Raw genomic sequence first — 15,671 nt, 5'->3', positions numbered from 1 at the left:
GTTTCGAGTGTAGACGGGCATTGCGGGGGAGGGGTGTTGCGCGGCAGTTAATCTGTAGAAAGTGATCTGCACAAAGCAAAACCCCGGCCTGGGCCGGGGTTCTGGTATCACTCGTCGAGGAAGGAGCGCAGATGCTCGCTTCGCGTCGGGTGGCGCAGCTTGCGCAGTGCCTTGGCTTCGATCTGACGGATCCGCTCACGGGTCACGTCAAACTGCTTACCGACTTCCTCAAGGGTGTGGTCGGTATTCATGTCGATGCCGAAACGCATGCGCAGTACCTTGGCTTCACGGGCAGTGAGGCCGGACAGTACGTCGCGAGTCGCTTCTTTCAGGCTCTCAACAGTGGCGACATCGATTGGCGACTGCATGGTCGAGTCTTCGATGAAGTCACCCAGATGGGAGTCTTCGTCATCACCAATCGGCGTTTCCATGGAGATCGGCTCTTTAGCGATCTTCAATACCTTGCGGATTTTATCCTCAGGCATTTCCATGCGTTCGCCCAGCTCTTCCGGGGTCGGTTCGCGACCCATTTCCTGCAACATCTGCCGGGAAATACGGTTGAGCTTGTTGATCGTCTCGATCATGTGCACCGGAATACGGATGGTGCGGGCCTGGTCGGCGATCGAGCGAGTGATCGCCTGACGGATCCACCAGGTGGCATAAGTCGAGAACTTGTAGCCGCGACGGTATTCGAACTTGTCCACAGCCTTCATCAAGCCGATGTTGCCTTCCTGGATCAGGTCGAGGAATTGCAGGCCACGGTTGGTGTACTTCTTGGCGATGGAGATCACCAGACGCAAGTTCGCTTCAACCATCTCTTTCTTCGCGCGGCGGGCTTTGGCCTCACCGATCGACATGCGACGGTTGATGTCCTTGATTTCGGCAATCGTCAGACCGGTTTCAGTCTCAAGCGCAGTCAGCTTCTGCTGGCAACGGATGATATCGGGCTGCAGACGACCAATGGCTTCGGCGTATTTCGCCTTGCCTTTGGCCAGTGCGTCGGTCCAGCTTTCGTCAACTTCGTTGCCCGGGAACTGGCGCAGGAAGTCAGCACGCGGCATGCGCGCATCACGTACGCAGAGCTGCATGATTGCGCGCTCTTGGGCACGCAGACGCTCAAGGGCACTGCGAACGCGTTCAACCAGGCCTTCGAATTGCTTCGGCACCAGCTTGATCGGCATGAACAGCTCAGCCAGGGCGATCAGCTCGGCAATGGCCTGCTTGTTGCCGCGACCGTGCTTTTTCAGCGCCTTACGGGTGATTTCCATTTGATCGGAAACCGCACCGAAACGCTGGGCAGCGATGATCGGGTCCGGACCGCTTTCAACTTCATCTTCGTCGTCGCTGCTGGCTTCAGCATCGTCGTCTTCGGAATCGTCGTCGGCTTTCGCGGCTTTCGCATCGACAGGCGGCGGTACTTCGGCAGCAGGCGGCGCAATGCCATCGTCCGGGTCGATATAACCGCTCAGAACGTCGGACAGGCGGCCACCTTCGGTGGTAACGCGGGTGTACTCGGAGAGAATGTGGTCAACCGTGCCAGGGAAGTGCGCAATTGCGCCCATCACTTCACGGATGCCCTCTTCGATACGCTTGGCGATTTCAATTTCGCCTTCGCGTGTCAGCAACTCGACCGTACCCATTTCACGCATGTACATGCGCACAGGGTCCGTCGTGCGACCGATATCGGTCTCCACTGCTGCCAACGCTGCTGCTGCCTCTTCGGCCGCAGCCTCGTCAGTATCGGCGTCGGCCAGCATAAGGGAATCCTTATCTGGCGCAGTTTCGAATACGTTGATCCCCATGTCGTTAATCATGCGGATGATGTCTTCCACCTGCTCTGGATCTGAAATATCCTCAGGCAGGTGGTCGTTGACCTCGGCGTAAGTCAGGTAACCCTGCTCACGACCCAGTGTGATCAACTCTTTGATACGAGACTGCTGTTGCGCTTTTCCGGACATAACACCCTATCCACTGAAGGTCTTGGCGGGCAAAAAACAAGCCGAGGATTATACCCGAGCTATGACCTCACACGCCAGCTGAGGTCGGGTTTGATGCGGAAACATTCTGTTTTAAGAGGTCGCGCATCTGTTTTGCTATCTGAATCTGCTCTTCAGCCGATAATCCCGGCTGCCTTGCTCTCTTGATGAGTTCATCGAGGGTCTGCGTGTGCTGACCCGCGGATAACCTAGTAATGGTGTCTAAAAACTGTTGTTCAAGGTTATCGCCGTCAATTAGCCACTCCTTTTCTGCGAGTGCTTTCAAGAGGCGGCCTTGTTCGGTGCCATGCCAGCGAGCCATCAACTGAATTGAGTTTAGCTTAGGATTTTTCTGTACCGCCTCGATCAAGGCGATCAGTACCTGAGCGTAAGTGTTGCTCTCGTTAGCAAAATGATCGGCGCTCTCAACTTTCTTCGCCAATTGCGGGTAGTGGATCAGCGTGCGCAACGCAATCAGCGTCGGGGCTTCCACTGCCACCGGCGTGCGTGGCGCGTAGGCCTCGTCACGATCGCCGCGCTTGCCGTTCTTGCTCCAGGGTTTCTTGTCCCATTTCTTGCCGCCGGCGCCGGGTTTCTTCGGTGTCCACTCCTGCTGGGGCGCGTAGGCCTCCTGCGGTTGGTGAAAGTCCGAGTAGTCCGGCATGGCGTCGTAATCCATGCCTGGGTCGTAAGCCGGCGGTGCGTCTTGCGGCGCGTTGTGCACCAGCTGGCTGACGGCCTCGCCGCTCAAACCGGTGATTTCCAGCAGGCGCATGCGCATCAGTGACTTCAGGTTGGCGCCCGGTACTTTGTCGATCAACGGTGCCGCGAGCGTGGCCATGTGGGCCTTGCCTTCAAGGGACCGCGGATCGGCTTCTTCGGTCAATTGCTGGAAGAAATAGTCGGCCAGCGGCTGCGCATGTTGATTGATGCGCGCGCGGAACGCGTCGGTGCCTTCGGAGCGCACCAGGGTGTCCGGGTCTTCACCTTCGGGCAAAAACAGGAAGCGTGCACGGCGGCCATCCTGCAGGCTCGACAGCGTGGCCTCGAGCGCGCGCCAGGCGGCGTTGCGGCCGGCCTGATCGCCGTCGAAGCAGAACAGCACGCTGGGCACCACGCGAAACAGGCGCTTCATGTGTTCTTCGCTGGTGGCGGTGCCCAGGGTGGCCACGGCATTGCGCAGTCCTTGCTGGGCGAGGGCGATCACGTCCATGTAGCCCTCAACCACGATGATTTCATCGAGGTTGCGGTTGTTTTTACGCGCTTCGAACAGACCGTAGAGTTCCTGGCCCTTGTGAAACACCGGGTTTCCGGGGAGTTCAGGTACTTGGGTTTGTCGTCGCCGAGCACGCGGCCGCCGAACGCGATGATCCGGCCACGGCTGTCGCGGATCGGAAACATCACCCGGTCGCGGAAGCGGTCATAGCGCTTGCCGGTCTCGGCGTTTTCCACCAGCAGGCCGGCGTCGATCATGGCTTTCTGCTGCAGGGTGTCGCTGCTCAGGTGCTTGTAGAGGTTATCCCAGCCTGGCGGCGCGAAACCCAGGCCGAAGTCCCGGGCAATTTCACCGGTAAGGCCGCGACCCTTGAGGTATTCGACAGCGGCCTTGCGCTGCGGATGGCTTTTGAGCGCCTGGCGGTAGAAGTCGGCAGCGGCCGTCAGCAGCGGGTACAGCGGCGAGTCGGTGGGTTGCCGCGGTTTGTGCGGGCGGCCACTTTCTTCTCGGGGGACTTCCATGCCGGCGGCTTTGGCCAGGTCCTCGATAGCCTGGGGGAAGTCCAGGTTGTCGTGGTCCATGAGAAAGCCGAGGGCGTTGCCGCCCGCGCCGCAGCCGAAGCAGTAGTAGAACTGCTTGTCGGGGCTGACGCTGAACGAGGGGGTCTTTTCTTTGTGGAAAGGGCAGCAGGCGGTGTAGTTTTTGCCGGCTTTTTTCAGTTGCACGCGCGAGCTGACAACATCGACGATGTCGGTGCGGTTCAGAAGGTCGTCAATAAAGCTCTGGGGAATTAGCCCGGCCATGGCGTTCTCGTCATCACTGCGTATCAATGAGGCCCGCGAAGTGCTCAGGCGCACACATTGTGCGGCTCGATCAACTGTCGTCTGGTTGGGCTGTCAGGGAGTGTATCTGCCGAACATTCACTGACGTTAATTTCTATCAGTGTTCGGCCTGGAAATGTTGCCCGGGCGTCCGGTGTTGGCCAATGGCGGGCCTCGGAAACGCATCGTTGGGCACAGCCGACACAGTTGATCGTCTGTTTGAAGAATGAGTGTGCTCGTCAGTAGCCTTGTTAGGCTCGTCAGAAGAGACGCGCACCGCTGGCAAAAGAGCCAGTCCTGACGTGTGAAGCAGTGTCTCGGTCGCGTGTGCGGCGTCGACGGTGAAGCATCAAGCGATATCCGCAAATGCCAATAGCCCGGCTGAGGGCCGGGCTTGGCAGAAGCTTGCTACGTAAGTCTGTGTATTAGTACAGACGAACGGCGCGGCGCTGCTCGCGCTGAACTTTCTTAGCGTGACGCTTAACAGCGGCTGCTGCTTTGCGCTTACGCTCAGAAGTTGGCTTCTCATAAAATTCGCGGCTACGAACTTCAGCCAGAACACCGGCTTTTTCGCAGGAGCGCTTGAAACGACGCAGAGCTACGTCGAAGGGTTCGTTCTCTTTTACTTTGACGGCTGGCATCCAGAGCTACCTTCTTTCATTACCGGGAATCAACGTTCTCGTCGCAAAAAATTCGCGGCTGAGGTCGTCGGTTTTTAAGGGTTGCGGATGTTAACCCCTCATTGCCCGGAATGCAAAGCCTCTGATCGAAAACCGCTAGTCGGGAGGGGGAGTGGCGACTATTATGCGCGCCTTCGAATTCAGCCTCTACAAGGCGCAAACCCATGTTAGTACTGGGACTTGAAACCTCCTGCGACGAAACCGGTGTCGCACTTTACGACAGTGAACGCGGGCTTTTGGCCGATGCACTGTTCAGCCAGATCGACCTGCACCGCGCATACGGCGGCGTGGTGCCGGAGCTCGCCAGCCGCGATCACGTCAAGCGCATGCTGCCGTTGATTCGCCAGGTGTTGGACGAGGCCGGCTGCGTGCCGACCGAGATCGACGCGATTGCCTACACCGCCGGCCCCGGATTGGTCGGAGCCCTGCTGGTTGGGGCTTCTTGCGCCCAGGCGCTGGCGTTTGCCTGGGGCATTCCGGCCCTCGGCGTGCACCACATGGAAGGTCATTTACTGGCACCCATGCTGGAAAAAACACCGCCACAGTTCCCGTTCGTCGCTTTGTTGGTTTCGGGTGGGCATACGCAGCTGGTTCAGGTCGATGCGATTGGCCAATACACGCTGTTGGGTGAGTCTCTGGACGATGCCGCCGGTGAAGCGTTCGACAAGACCGCGAAGATGATGGGCCTCAATTATCCGGGCGGTCCGGAAATCGCACGTCTCGCCGAAAAAGGCGTGCCGGGCCGTTACACCTTCCCGCGTCCAATGTGCGATCGCCCGGGCCTGATGTTCAGTTTCAGCGGTTTGAAAACCTCCGCACTGAACACCTGGCAGCAAAGCGTCAGCGCCGGGTACGACAGTGAGCAAGCCCGTTGCGACATCGCACTGGCGTTCCAGCAGGCCGTGGTGGAGACTTTGACCATCAAGTGCAAGCGCGCCCTGAAACAGGCGGGCATGAAGCGCCTGGTGATCGCCGGCGGCGTCAGTGCCAACAAAGCGTTGCGCACCTCGTTGGAAAAAATGCTCGGCGACATGCAGGGCGACGTGTTTTATGCGCGCCCTGAGTTCTGCACCGACAACGGTGCAATGATCGCCTACGCCGGTTGCCAGCGTCTGCAGGCCGGCCAGCATGAAAGCCTGGCGATCAGCGTGCAGGCACGCTGGCCGATGGAGCAACTTTCACCGCTGTAAGGGCTCACGTGAGCCGGGCTCATCGAACGTATTTAAAAATGCCGTTCGCGCCCGGCAAACAGGTCGCGTAAATTGCCGCGGTGGCGCCAGACGATCAGCAGTGTCAGCACGCTCATCGGCAACAGCGCTGCAGGCGCCTGCCAGGCCAGCAATGGCAGGGTGAGCGGCGTGGCGATCAATGCGGCCAACGAGCTGGTGCGGGTCAGGTAGAACGTCAATAGCCAGGCCAGCACGGCCAACAGCGCTGCTGGAGGGTAAATCCCCAGCAGCATGCCGGCCGCCGTGGCGACACCCTTGCCGCCGCGAAAGCGGAAGTACAGCGGAAACAGATGGCCGAGCACAGCGCACACGCCCACCCAGACCTGCTGTTGCAGGGTGAGGCCGGCGAGGCTGGCGATGAGTACGGGCAACAGGCCCTTGCAGATATCGCCCAGCAGCGTCAGCACGGCGAGTTTTTTGCCGGCCAGGCGCAACACGTTGGTGGCACCGGCATTGCCTGAGCCACTCATTCGCGGATCGGGATTTCCCGTCAGGCGGCTGAGCAAAATGGCGAAGGACAGCGAGCCGAGCAGGTAGGCGAGAATCGCCAGTGACCAAAACATGCTAACTATTCCGGGCGAGGACGCCCTGATTCTAACGGGGCAACGCGCCCTTGTCGTGCTGCGGAGAAGAGCTTGGACAGAGTGTTTATCGAAGGCCTGGAAGTCGACACCGTGATCGGGGCCTACGACTGGGAGCGCGGCATCAAGCAATGCCTGCGCCTGGACCTGAGCTTCGCCTGGGACAATCGCCCTGCCGCTGCGGGTGACGACCTGACCCTGGCGCTCGATTACGCCAGCGTGTCCGCGCGTATTCAGGCCTTTGCCGAGCAGTCCCAGTACCAACTGGTAGAAACCTTCGCCGAACGCCTGGCCGAAGTGCTGATGAGCGAATTCCAGATTCCCTGGTTGCGCCTCAAGCTGACCAAGCCGGGTGCCGTGCCGGCAGCCAAAGGCGTGGGCGTGGAGATCGAGCGCGGATGTCGCTAACTCAGGTTTACCTTGGCCTTGGCAGCAATATCGAGCGCGAGCGCCATCTGCGCGCGGGCCTGGATACGCTGGCGAGCTTCTTGACGGATATGCGCTGCTCGCCCGTGTTCGAAAGCCAGCCGGTGGGGATCAAAAGCGGGCCGTTTTTCAACCTGGTGGTGTCGGCCTATACCGATTTGCCGTTGATGGAGCTGGATCGCCGGTTGAAATTCATTGAGGCCGACAATGGCCGCTATGCGCCGGACCGCAAAGGGCTGCCGCTGGATATCGACGTGCTGCTGTATGGCGAACTGGTCGGAAATTTCGACGGACTGATCCTGCCGCGCGCAGAAATCCTCAAAAATGCCTTTGTGCTGTGGCCGTTGTCGTTGATGGCGCCGGATCGCGTGCATCCCGAGGTGGGCAAGACATTGGCCGAGCTGTGGCGCGATGCGCAGATCGACCAGGTGCTGGCACCTGTCGCGTTTGAATGGCAAAACCAGCCACTCACCCCGAAAAATCTCCTGTAACGCTCGTCTGCCCGGATTCAAACGTGGACGCTGGCTAGCAAATCCCCTGTGGCGAGCGGGCTTGCCCCGCGTTGGGCTGCGTAGCAGCCCCAAAACAGGCGCTGAGTTTTACCAGGAAAACCTCGGCGTCTTTACTGGGGCCGCTGCGCAGCCCAACGCGGGGCAAGCCCGCTCGCCACAAAGCTTGCTTGCTACACGTTGTAGTGTTCCTTGTAGGCTTTCAGCGCCTTGAGCCGCTCGCGCTTGAGCGCCTCGCCCAGCTCAGGGCCTTTGAAGCCTTTCTCCAGCAACGGCGCCACCGCTACTTCGCGCGCAACCTTGGCCGCGCCGCGTAAATAATCCGCCTGTGGATAACTTCGTTGCTCAAGGCCTTTGCGGCCGCGTGCATCCATTTCACAGCTCACCACAAATTCCTCAAAGCGCTGCGGCCGGCGATACACGTCAAAACTCTGCAGCAGCTCCAGCAATGTCGAGGCTTTCAGTTCCAGAGCGCGGTGGCCATGGGTGTGATATTGGCCCACCAGCAGCGCCAGCTCCTGGCAATCCCTTGGCACCTTGAAGCGTTCGTTGACCGCCTTGATCAGCGTCAAGCCTGTCTTTTCATGAGCAATATGCTGCGGCAACTTATCCACAGCCGTCAGGCCCTTGCCCACGTCATGCAGCAGGCAGGCCCAGCGTACGGTGAGGGGTTGTTTGTGCAGGGCGGCCTGTTGCAGCACGCTCAAGGTGTGCAGGCCGGTGTCGATCTCGGGGTGATGGGCCTCCGGCTGCGGCACGCCGAACAGCGCGTCCACTTCCGGCATCAGGGTTTTCAGCGCATGGCAGTCGCGCAGCACCTGGATGAACACCTGAGGTTGATCTTCCATCAAGGCCCGGGAGATTTCCTTCCAGCTTCGCTCGGGCGTCAGGGCTTCCAACTCGCCGGACTCACTGAGTTGGCGCATCAGTCCGAGCGTGTCGGGTGCTACCGTGAAACCCAGGGAGGCATAACGCGCTGCGAAGCGCGCAACACGCAGTACACGCAAGGGATCTTCGGCGAACGCCGGGGAAACATGACGCAGAATGCGCGCCTGCAGGTCGCGCTGGCCGTGGTAAGGATCGGTCAGGTTGCCGTCGCCGTCCTCCGCCATCGCGTTGATGGTCAGATCGCGACGAATCAGGTCTTCTTCCAGCGTGACCTCGGGGCTGGCATGAAACACAAAGCCACCATAACCCCGGCCACTCTTGCGCTCGGTGCGGGCCAGGGCGTACTCGTCGCCGTTTTTAGGGTCCAGGAACACCGGGAAGTCAGCACCCACCGGCTTGTAGCCCTTGGCAAGCATTTCTTCAGTGGTTGCGCCGACGACCACGCGGTCGATGTCGGTGACCTCGATGCCGAGCAAACGATCACGCACCGCGCCGCCAACTGTGTAGATTTTCATGAAAAAGCCTCCATTAGCGGCACAGGATACCGCCTGTGCCTGACCAATGGAGGCTTTGCTGTTTCAGAGATGAACGACGGCCAGGTCCAGGCGGCCGTAGTCGTTGTCGCTGTGATCACTGCGCGGTGGCACATGGTGAGTCTTCATCACTTGGTCGCCCTGCAGGGTTTCCAGGTGAATATCGAAGCCCCACAACCGATGCAGGTGCTTGAGCACTTCCTCAGTGGATTCGCCCAAGGGTTTGCGGTCGTGCTGCTGGTGACGCAGGGTCAACGAGCGGTCGCCGCGCACATCGATGCTGTAGATCTGCACGTTAGGCTCGCGGTTGCCCAGGTTGTATTGCGCCGCCAATGTCTCGCGGATGGTGCGGTAGCCGGGCTCGTCGTGAATTGCCGGCACCAGCAGGTCGTCCTTGAGGTCGTCATCCATGATGCTGAACAGTTTGAGGTCGCGAATTACCTGGGGTGAAAGGTACTGCAGGATGAAGCTCTCGTCCTTGAAGCTGCTCATAGCGAATTTGATGGTCGACAACCAATCGCTGCCGGCGATTTCCGGGAACCAGCGGCGATCCTCTTCGGTGGGGTGTTCGCACATGCGCCGGATGTCGCGGTACATGGCAAAGCCCAGCGCGTAGGGGTTGATGCCGCTGTAGTACGGGCTGTCGAAGCCGGGTTGGAACACCACGCTGGTATGGGAAGTGAGGAACTCCATCATAAAGCCGTCGGTGACCAGGCCCTCGTCGTACAGGTCATTCATCAAGGTGTAGTGCCAGAACGTCGCCCAGCCTTCGTTCATCACCTGGGTCTGGCGCTGTGGATAAAAGTACTGGGCGATCTTGCGCACGATACGTACGATTTCGCGCTGCCATGGCTCCAGCAGTGGCGCGTGTTTTTCCAGGAAATACAGGATGTTTTCCTGAGGTTCGGCGGGGAAGCGTGCATTGTCTTTATCGCTGTTTTTCCCGGTTTTCTTCGGAATGGTGCGCCACAGGTCGTTGATCTGCTTCTGCAGGTGCTCCTCGCGTTCCTTCTGGCGCAGGCGCTCTTCCTCGGCGGAAATCGGGTAAGGGCGCTTGTAGCGGTCAACGCCGTAGTTCATCAGGGCATGGCAGGAGTCGAGCAGGTCCTCAACCGCGTCGATGCCGTGGCGTTCCTCGCATTGCATGATGTACTGCTTGGCGAACACCAGGTAATCGATGATCGAACTGGCATCGGTCCAGGTGCGGAACAGGTAGTTGCCCTTGAAAAAGCTGTTGTGCCCGTAGCACGCGTGGGCAACCACTAACGCCTGCATGCAGATGGTGTTTTCTTCCATCAAGTAGGCGATGCACGGGTCGGAGTTGATGACGATCTCGTAGGCCAGGCCCATCTGGCCGCGTGTGTAGGACTTCTCCGTACTCAGGAAGTGTTTGCCGTAGGACCAATGGTGATAACCCAACGGCATGCCGACCGAGGCGTAGGCATCCATCATCTGTTCGGCGGTGATCACTTCGATCTGGTTGGGGTAGGTGTCCAGGGCATAACCTGCCGCGATGCGGCTGATTTCCCGGTCATAGGCCTGGATCAGTTCAAAGGTCCACTCGGAGCCGGTGGAAATGGGTTGGCGCTTATGCTCTTTTTTGGCGGTCATGTCACTAACCTGCGCTGGAAGAGTTCACGGAAGACCGGGTAGATATCGCCGGCCGAGACCAGTTGCTGTTGGGCGAACGTGTCGGCAAAGGCTTCACCGATACGCTCATATTCGAACCACAGGGCCTGGTGCTCACGGGGAGTAATTTCGACGTACGTGTAGTACTGCACAAACGGCATGATCTGGTTGATCAGGATATCGCGGCAGATCGGCGAGTCGTCGTTCCAGTTGTCGCCGTCGGACGCCTGAGCTGCGTAGATATTCCATTCATTGGCCGGGTAGCGCTCGGCCATGATCTCCTGCATCAGTTTCAACGCACTGGATACGATGGTGCCGCCGGTTTCCCGCGAGTAGAAAAACTCCTCTTCGTCCACTTCCCGGGCGCTGGTGTGATGGCGGATGAACACCACGTCGATCTTGTCGTAGTTCCGCTTCAGAAACAGATACAGCAGGATGAAAAAGCGCTTGGCGATGTCCTTGGTCGCCTGGGTCATCGAGCCGGACACGTCCATCAGGCAAAACATCACGGCCTTGGAGCTGGGGTTGGGTTGTTTGACCAGCAGGTTGTATTTCAAGTCGAAGGTGTCGAGAAACGGCACGCGGTGAATCCGCGCACTGAGCTTCTCGATTTCTGCCTCGATTGCCTGGATATCGCCGAAGTTGTCTGGCTCTTCGCGTTTTAAACGCGCCAATTCTTCCTTCGCCTGTTTCAATTTGGCGCGGCTGCTGCCTGACAGCGCGATACGCCGAGCGTGGGCCGAGCGCAACGTGCGGATGATGTTGATCCTGGATGGGTTGCCTTCGTTGCTGATGCCGGCGCGCACGGTCTTGAAGGTGTCGGTGCCGGTCAGGTTGCGTTTGACCAGGTTGGGCAGCTCCAGGTCTTCGAACATGAACTCCAGGAATTCCTCCTGGGTGATCTGGAACACAAACTCGTCCATGCCTTCGCCGGAATTGCCCGCTTTACCTGGGCCTTTACCGCCGCCGCCACCTTGGGGGCGCTGGATATGTTCGCCGGTGGTGAACTCCTTGTTGCCCGGGTGCACGACGGTCTGTTTGCCGCCGCGACCGTGGTGCAGCACCGGTTCGTCAATGTCGCGTCCAGGAATACTGATTTGCTCGCCATGCTCCATGTCGGTGATGGAGCGGCGGCTGACGGCCTCTTCAACGGCCTTTTTGATGTGGTCACGGTAACGCCGCAGGAAACGCTGGCGGTTTACCGTGCTCTTGTTCTTGCCATTGAGGCGTCGGTCGATCACATAGCTCATGGGGAGCCCTCCGGGCAGCTTCACGTTACAAGCTTCAAGCCGCGAGCTGGAAGCTTAGAGACAAGCGGTCAGCTGCCAGGCCAAAGGCCCGGCAGTACACGCCTGTCGCTGCCTTACTGTGATTTACGAACCCGCAGGTACCACTCGGAGAGCAGCCGTACCTGTTTGTCGGTGTAGCCACGCTCGACCATTCGAGTGACGAAGTCGTTGTGTTTTTGCTGGTCCTCCTTGCTGGCCTTGGCGTTGAAGCTGATGACCGGCAGCAGATCCTCGGTGTTCGAGAACATTTTCTTCTCGATGACCACCCGCAGCTTCTCGTAGCTGAGCCAGGTTGGGTTCTTGCCGTTGTTGTTGGCGCGGGCGCGCAACACGAAGTTGACGATTTCGTTGCGGAAATCCTTCGGATTGCTGATGCCGGCGGGTTTTTCGATCTTCTCCAGTTCCTCGTTGAGGGCCACACGGTTGAGGATTTCGCCGGTTTCCGGATCGCGGTATTCCTGGTCCTGAATCCAGAAGTCCGCATACAGCACGTAACGGTCGAAGATGTTCTGGCCGTACTCGCTGTAGGACTCCAGGTAAGCGGTCTGGATTTCCTTGCCGATGAACTCGATGTAGCGCGGCGCCAAGTATTCCTTGAGGAATCGCAGGTAGCGCTCGCGGGTTTCAGCCTGGAATTGCTCCTGTTCGATCTGCTGTTCCAGCACATACAGCAGGTGCACCGGGTTGGCGGCGATTTCGTGCGGGTCGAAGTTGAAGACCTTGGACAGGATCTTGAACGCGAAACGAGTGGAAAGGCCGTTCATGCCTTCATCCACGCCCGCGGTGTCGCGGTATTCCTGGATCGACTTGGCCTTGGGATCGGTGTCCTTGAGGTTTTCGCCGTCGTACACGCGCATCTTCGAATAGATGTTCGAGTTCTCCGGCTCCTTGAGGCGCGACAGCACGGTGAACTGGGCAAGCATCTTCAAGGTATCGGGCGCGCAATGGGCCTTGGCCAGCGAGCTGTTGAACAACAGCTTGTCGTAGATCTTGATCTCATCGCTGACGCGCAGGCAGTAGGGCACCTTGACGATGTAGATCCGGTCAATGAAGGCTTCGTTGTTCTTGTTATTGCGGAAGGTGTGCCATTCCGATTCGTTGGAGTGGGCCAGCAGGATCCCGGTGAACGGAATCGCGCCCAGGCCTTCGGTACTGTTGTAGTTGCCTTCCTGGGTGGCGGTCAGCAGTGGGTGCAGCACCTTGATCGGCGCTTTGAACATCTCCACGAATTCCATCAGGCCCTGGTTGGCCCGGCACAGCGCGCCCGAGTAGCTGTAGGCGTCGGCGTCGTTCTGCGGGAATTCCTCGAGTTTGCGGATATCGACCTTACCCACCAGCGCCGAGATGTCCTGGTTGTTCTCATCGCCCGGTTCGGTTTTTGCCACGCCGATCTGATTGAGGATCGATGGGTAGAGTTTCACCACGCGGAACTGGCTGATGTCACCGCCAAACTCCGCCAGGCGCTTGGTGGCCCAGGGCGACATGATGGTGTTGAGGTAGCGCCGTGGAATGCCGAAGTCTTCTTCGAGGATCGCGCCATCTTCCGTGGCGTTGAACAGGCCCAAAGGCGACTCGAACACCGGCGAGCCCTTGATCGCGTAGAAGGGCACCTTCTCGATCAGCTGTTTGAGCTTTTCAGCCAGAGACGATTTACCGCCGCCGACGGGGCCGAGCAGGTAGAGGATTTGTTTCTTCTCTTCCAGGCCTTGGGCGGCGTGGCGGAAGTAGGAGACGATCTGGTCGATGCATTCTTCCATGCCGTGGAAGTCTTCAAAGGCCGGATAGCGGCGGATCACCTTGTTGGAAAATATTCGCGACAGGCGCGAATTATTCGCGGTTTCCACCAGCTCCGGCTCACCAATCGCCAATAGCAGACGTTCGGCGGCAGACGCGTAGGTACTGCGGTCCTGTTTGCACAGCTCGAGATACTCTTGCAGCGTGAGTTCTTCCTGCTGTGTGGACGCGAAGCGTTGTTGGAAGTGGCTAAAGATACTCATGACGTCGTCACCTCGCTCGATACGTGGAGCCGACGCCGGGTCAATCAGTCGATGCTGGCAGTCATTGGTGATCAACCAATGGCCGTTTTCCCCCCAAACACCCTGAAACGCTACCGATGACCCGCACGCCGGTGTACCGGCTCTCCCCTGATTCGGATGGCCTGCGCTTAAGGATAGTTCGGAATCCGGGAGGTCAAGGCGGGATACGTAATTAGTTTGGCTGCGCCGTTCGTCAGAAACGGCGCGAGCCCAAGCGTCACGCGGGGTAGCGGGGTGTGAAAAAAATTATTGCGAATCGCCTGAGGCAATTTCTGCAGGATAGGTCGCACGCCACAGCTCAAAGCCGCCGTCCAGGCTATACACGTCAGAGAAGCCCTGGCTGATCAGGTAGGCGGCCGCGCTCTGGCTGGAGTTGCCGTGGTAACAGGCGACGATCACCGGCGCGTCGAGGTCGGCAGCGCGGATGAAGTCCGCAATGTTGGTGTTATCCAAATGCTGTGCACCGCTGATATGCGCGGCGGCATACGTCGGCTGATCGCGGATGTCGACCACCACCGCGCCTTGCTCGCGCAGCGCCTGGGCTTGTTCGGGAGGGATACGTTTGAATTCGCTCATGGCGGGCTCCTATGGCTTGGCGGCCGGCTGTGTCACAGAAAGGGGGGATTCGCACTGGCAGCTCAGGCGCTCGCCGGTGTCGATGTTCATCAGGGTCATGGCGCCGCCCCACACGCAGCCGGTGTCGAGGGCGAACACGCCGGGTTCATCACATTTGCCTTCAAGGGCTGCCCAGTGGCCGAAGATGATCTTCGTGTCACGGGTCTTGCGCTCCTTGTGGGCGAACCAGGGTTTGTAGCCGGGCAGGGCGGTGTCGGCGCCTTCCTTGCTCTTGAGGTCCAGCTTGCCTTCGGCGGTGCAGAAGCGCATGCGGGTGAAGTAGTTGGTGATTACGCGCAGGCGGGCCACGCCGGTAAGGTCGTTGTCCCACTTGACCGGCTCATTGCCGTACATGCCGTCGAGAAAGGCGGTGTAAAGGTTGTCATCGGCCAGGGCGCTCTCGACTTCGGCGGCGCACTTGAGGGCTTTTTTCACCGTCCACTGGGGCGGGATGCCCGCATGGACCAAAGCCATGTTGCGGCCTTCGTCGTAATGCATGAGCTTTTGCCGACGCAGCCACTCCAGCAGCTCGGTACGATCCGGCGCTTCGAGGATCTCGCGCAGCGTGTCGCCCTTTTTCAAGCGCTCGATGTTATTGCCGGCCGCCAGCAGGTGCAGGTCGTGGTTGCCCAATACGCATACCAGGGAATCACGCAGGCTATATAAGTAGCGCAGGGTTTGCAGGGATTCGGGCCCGCGATTGACCAGGTCACCCACCAACCACAGGCGGTCGCTCGCCGGGTTGAAGGCAACTCGCTCCAGCAGGCACTTGAGGGGTTCCAGGCAGCCTTGCAGGTCGCCGACCGCGTACGTCGTCATCAGTGCAGGGCTCCCGGCACGGCGAGCCGGAAGGGCGCGATGACAGCGTCGAACAGTTTGCCGTCAGTGGCTTTCATCTGATAAGTGCCCTGCATGGTGCCGACTTTGGAGGTCATCACCGTGCCACTGCTATACGTATGGCTGGCGCCAATGTCGATCAACGGCTGCTGGCCAACCACGCCGGCGCCGCGCACTTCCTCGACCTGGCCGTCACCGTCGGTGATCACCCAATGGCGCGACAGCAGCTTGGCCGGCACCTGCCCGTTGTTCTTCACCGTGATGGTGTAGGCAAAGGCGAAACGGTTGTGTTCGGGTTGCGATTGGTCCGCCAGGAAGCGGGTGACGACGCTGACGTCGATCTGGTAGCGAGGATCGGACATGCAAGAGGCCTTAAAAGCAAAAGCGGAGGACAGCAGATGCGGAT

At 59.3% G+C, this 15,671-nt stretch carries 13 protein-coding genes and 1 pseudogene; 3 read left to right on the top strand and 11 right to left on the bottom strand.

The features are described from left to right. Positions 1–107 precede the first annotated feature (107 nt). From rpoD to rpsU, 3 genes and pseudogenes are all read right to left on the bottom strand, one after another. Positions 108–1,958, bottom strand: a complete 1,851-nt coding sequence (gene rpoD, locus AB5I78_RS26670; RefSeq protein WP_106575532.1) for an RNA polymerase sigma factor RpoD — start codon at positions 1,956–1,958, stop codon at positions 108–110. Positions 1,959–2,025: 67 nt separating this feature from the next. Next, positions 2,026–3,995, bottom strand: a pseudogene (dnaG, locus tag AB5I78_RS26665) (DNA primase). Positions 3,996–4,438: 443 nt separating this feature from the next. Next, a complete protein-coding gene (gene rpsU / locus AB5I78_RS26660; RefSeq protein WP_002551877.1) occupies positions 4,439–4,654 on the bottom strand; it encodes a 30S ribosomal protein S21 in 216 nt (71 codons plus the stop codon). Positions 4,655–4,857: 203 nt separating this feature from the next. Here rpsU and tsaD point away from each other — a divergent pair, with 203 nt between their 5' ends. Then, the gene (tsaD, locus tag AB5I78_RS26655; RefSeq protein ID WP_369302027.1) at positions 4,858–5,883 is read left to right on the top strand and encodes a tRNA (adenosine(37)-N6)-threonylcarbamoyltransferase complex transferase subunit TsaD; all 1,026 of its coding nucleotides are present in this window, start codon (positions 4,858–4,860) and stop codon (positions 5,881–5,883) included. Between the two features lie 32 nt (positions 5,884–5,915). On the opposite strand, the gene plsY is transcribed toward tsaD, so the two are convergent. Continuing rightward, positions 5,916–6,485 carry a glycerol-3-phosphate 1-O-acyltransferase PlsY gene (plsY, locus tag AB5I78_RS26650; protein ID WP_369302028.1) on the bottom strand — a complete coding sequence of 190 codons (570 nt, stop codon included), beginning with the start codon at positions 6,483–6,485 and terminating at the stop codon, positions 5,916–5,918. Positions 6,486–6,557: 72 nt separating this feature from the next. Here plsY and folB point away from each other — a divergent pair, with 72 nt between their 5' ends. Both folB and folK read left to right on the top strand, forming a co-directional pair. Next, positions 6,558–6,911 carry a dihydroneopterin aldolase gene (gene folB, locus AB5I78_RS26645; RefSeq protein WP_106575528.1) on the top strand — a complete coding sequence of 118 codons (354 nt, stop codon included), beginning with the start codon at positions 6,558–6,560 and terminating at the stop codon, positions 6,909–6,911. Beyond that, a complete protein-coding gene (gene folK, locus AB5I78_RS26640; protein ID WP_369302029.1) occupies positions 6,902–7,420 on the top strand; it encodes a 2-amino-4-hydroxy-6-hydroxymethyldihydropteridine diphosphokinase in 519 nt (172 codons plus the stop codon). Before folB ends, folK begins: the two co-directional genes overlap by 10 nt. A 191-nt stretch (positions 7,421–7,611) precedes the next feature. On the opposite strand, the gene AB5I78_RS26635 is transcribed toward folK, so the two are convergent. The 7 genes from AB5I78_RS26635 to apaG all read right to left on the bottom strand — a co-directional run bounded on the left by AB5I78_RS26635 (position 7,612) and on the right by apaG (position 15,627). After that, complete coding sequence (locus AB5I78_RS26635; protein WP_369302030.1) at positions 7,612–8,841, bottom strand: multifunctional CCA addition/repair protein; 1,230 nt, start codon at positions 8,839–8,841, stop codon at positions 7,612–7,614. Between the two features lie 63 nt (positions 8,842–8,904). Beyond that, entirely contained in the window at positions 8,905–10,470 is a 1,566-nt protein-coding gene (locus AB5I78_RS26630; RefSeq protein ID WP_106575525.1) for a SpoVR family protein, read from the bottom strand. Further along, entirely contained in the window at positions 10,467–11,738 is a 1,272-nt protein-coding gene (locus AB5I78_RS26625) for a YeaH/YhbH family protein (RefSeq protein ID WP_106575524.1), read from the bottom strand. The genes AB5I78_RS26630 and AB5I78_RS26625 overlap by 4 nt, the downstream gene beginning before the upstream one ends. A gap of 113 nt (positions 11,739–11,851) precedes the next feature. Then, a complete protein-coding gene (locus tag AB5I78_RS26620; RefSeq protein WP_003194732.1) occupies positions 11,852–13,774 on the bottom strand; it encodes a PrkA family serine protein kinase in 1,923 nt (640 codons plus the stop codon). A 285-nt stretch (positions 13,775–14,059) separates the two neighbouring features. After that, a complete protein-coding gene (glpE, locus tag AB5I78_RS26615; RefSeq protein ID WP_106575523.1) occupies positions 14,060–14,389 on the bottom strand; it encodes a thiosulfate sulfurtransferase GlpE in 330 nt (109 codons plus the stop codon). A gap of 9 nt (positions 14,390–14,398) precedes the next feature. Next, complete coding sequence (locus tag AB5I78_RS26610) at positions 14,399–15,247, bottom strand: symmetrical bis(5'-nucleosyl)-tetraphosphatase (protein ID WP_124418588.1); 849 nt, start codon at positions 15,245–15,247, stop codon at positions 14,399–14,401. Continuing rightward, positions 15,247–15,627: a Co2+/Mg2+ efflux protein ApaG gene (apaG, locus tag AB5I78_RS26605; protein WP_106575521.1), complete on the bottom strand. Its 381-nt coding sequence runs from the start codon at positions 15,625–15,627 to the stop codon at positions 15,247–15,249. Before apaG ends, AB5I78_RS26610 begins: the two co-directional genes overlap by 1 nt. Positions 15,628–15,671 lie beyond the last annotated feature (44 nt).

The sequence above is a fragment of the Pseudomonas sp. N2-3-1-14 genome (assembly GCF_041228395.1).
Lineage (GTDB): Bacteria > Pseudomonadota > Gammaproteobacteria > Pseudomonadales > Pseudomonadaceae > Aquipseudomonas.
This window is presented reverse-complemented; position numbering and strand designations above follow the sequence as displayed.

Bases quoted from the DNA above. Each gene is read 5' to 3' on its own strand.
- folK (WP_369302029.1), top strand. From the start codon at position 6,902: ATGTCGCTAACTCAGGTTTACCTTGGCCTTGGCAGCAATATCGAGCGC.
- apaG (WP_106575521.1), bottom strand. From the start codon at position 15,627: ATGTCCGATCCTCGCTACCAGATCGACGTCAGCGTCGTCACCCGCTTC.
- rpsU (WP_002551877.1), bottom strand. From the start codon at position 4,654: ATGCCAGCCGTCAAAGTAAAAGAGAACGAACCCTTCGACGTAGCTCTG.
- AB5I78_RS26630 (WP_106575525.1), bottom strand. From the start codon at position 10,470: ATGACCGCCAAAAAAGAGCATAAGCGCCAACCCATTTCCACCGGCTCC.
- glpE (WP_106575523.1), bottom strand. From the start codon at position 14,389: ATGAGCGAATTCAAACGTATCCCTCCCGAACAAGCCCAGGCGCTGCGC.
- AB5I78_RS26620 (WP_003194732.1), bottom strand. From the start codon at position 13,774: ATGAGTATCTTTAGCCACTTCCAACAACGCTTCGCGTCCACACAGCAG.
- tsaD (WP_369302027.1), top strand. From the start codon at position 4,858: ATGTTAGTACTGGGACTTGAAACCTCCTGCGACGAAACCGGTGTCGCA.
- plsY (WP_369302028.1), bottom strand. From the start codon at position 6,485: ATGTTTTGGTCACTGGCGATTCTCGCCTACCTGCTCGGCTCGCTGTCC.
- rpoD (WP_106575532.1), bottom strand. From the start codon at position 1,958: ATGTCCGGAAAAGCGCAACAGCAGTCTCGTATCAAAGAGTTGATCACA.
- AB5I78_RS26625 (WP_106575524.1), bottom strand. From the start codon at position 11,738: ATGAGCTATGTGATCGACCGACGCCTCAATGGCAAGAACAAGAGCACG.
- AB5I78_RS26635 (WP_369302030.1), bottom strand. From the start codon at position 8,841: ATGAAAATCTACACAGTTGGCGGCGCGGTGCGTGATCGTTTGCTCGGC.
- AB5I78_RS26610 (WP_124418588.1), bottom strand. From the start codon at position 15,247: ATGACGACGTACGCGGTCGGCGACCTGCAAGGCTGCCTGGAACCCCTC.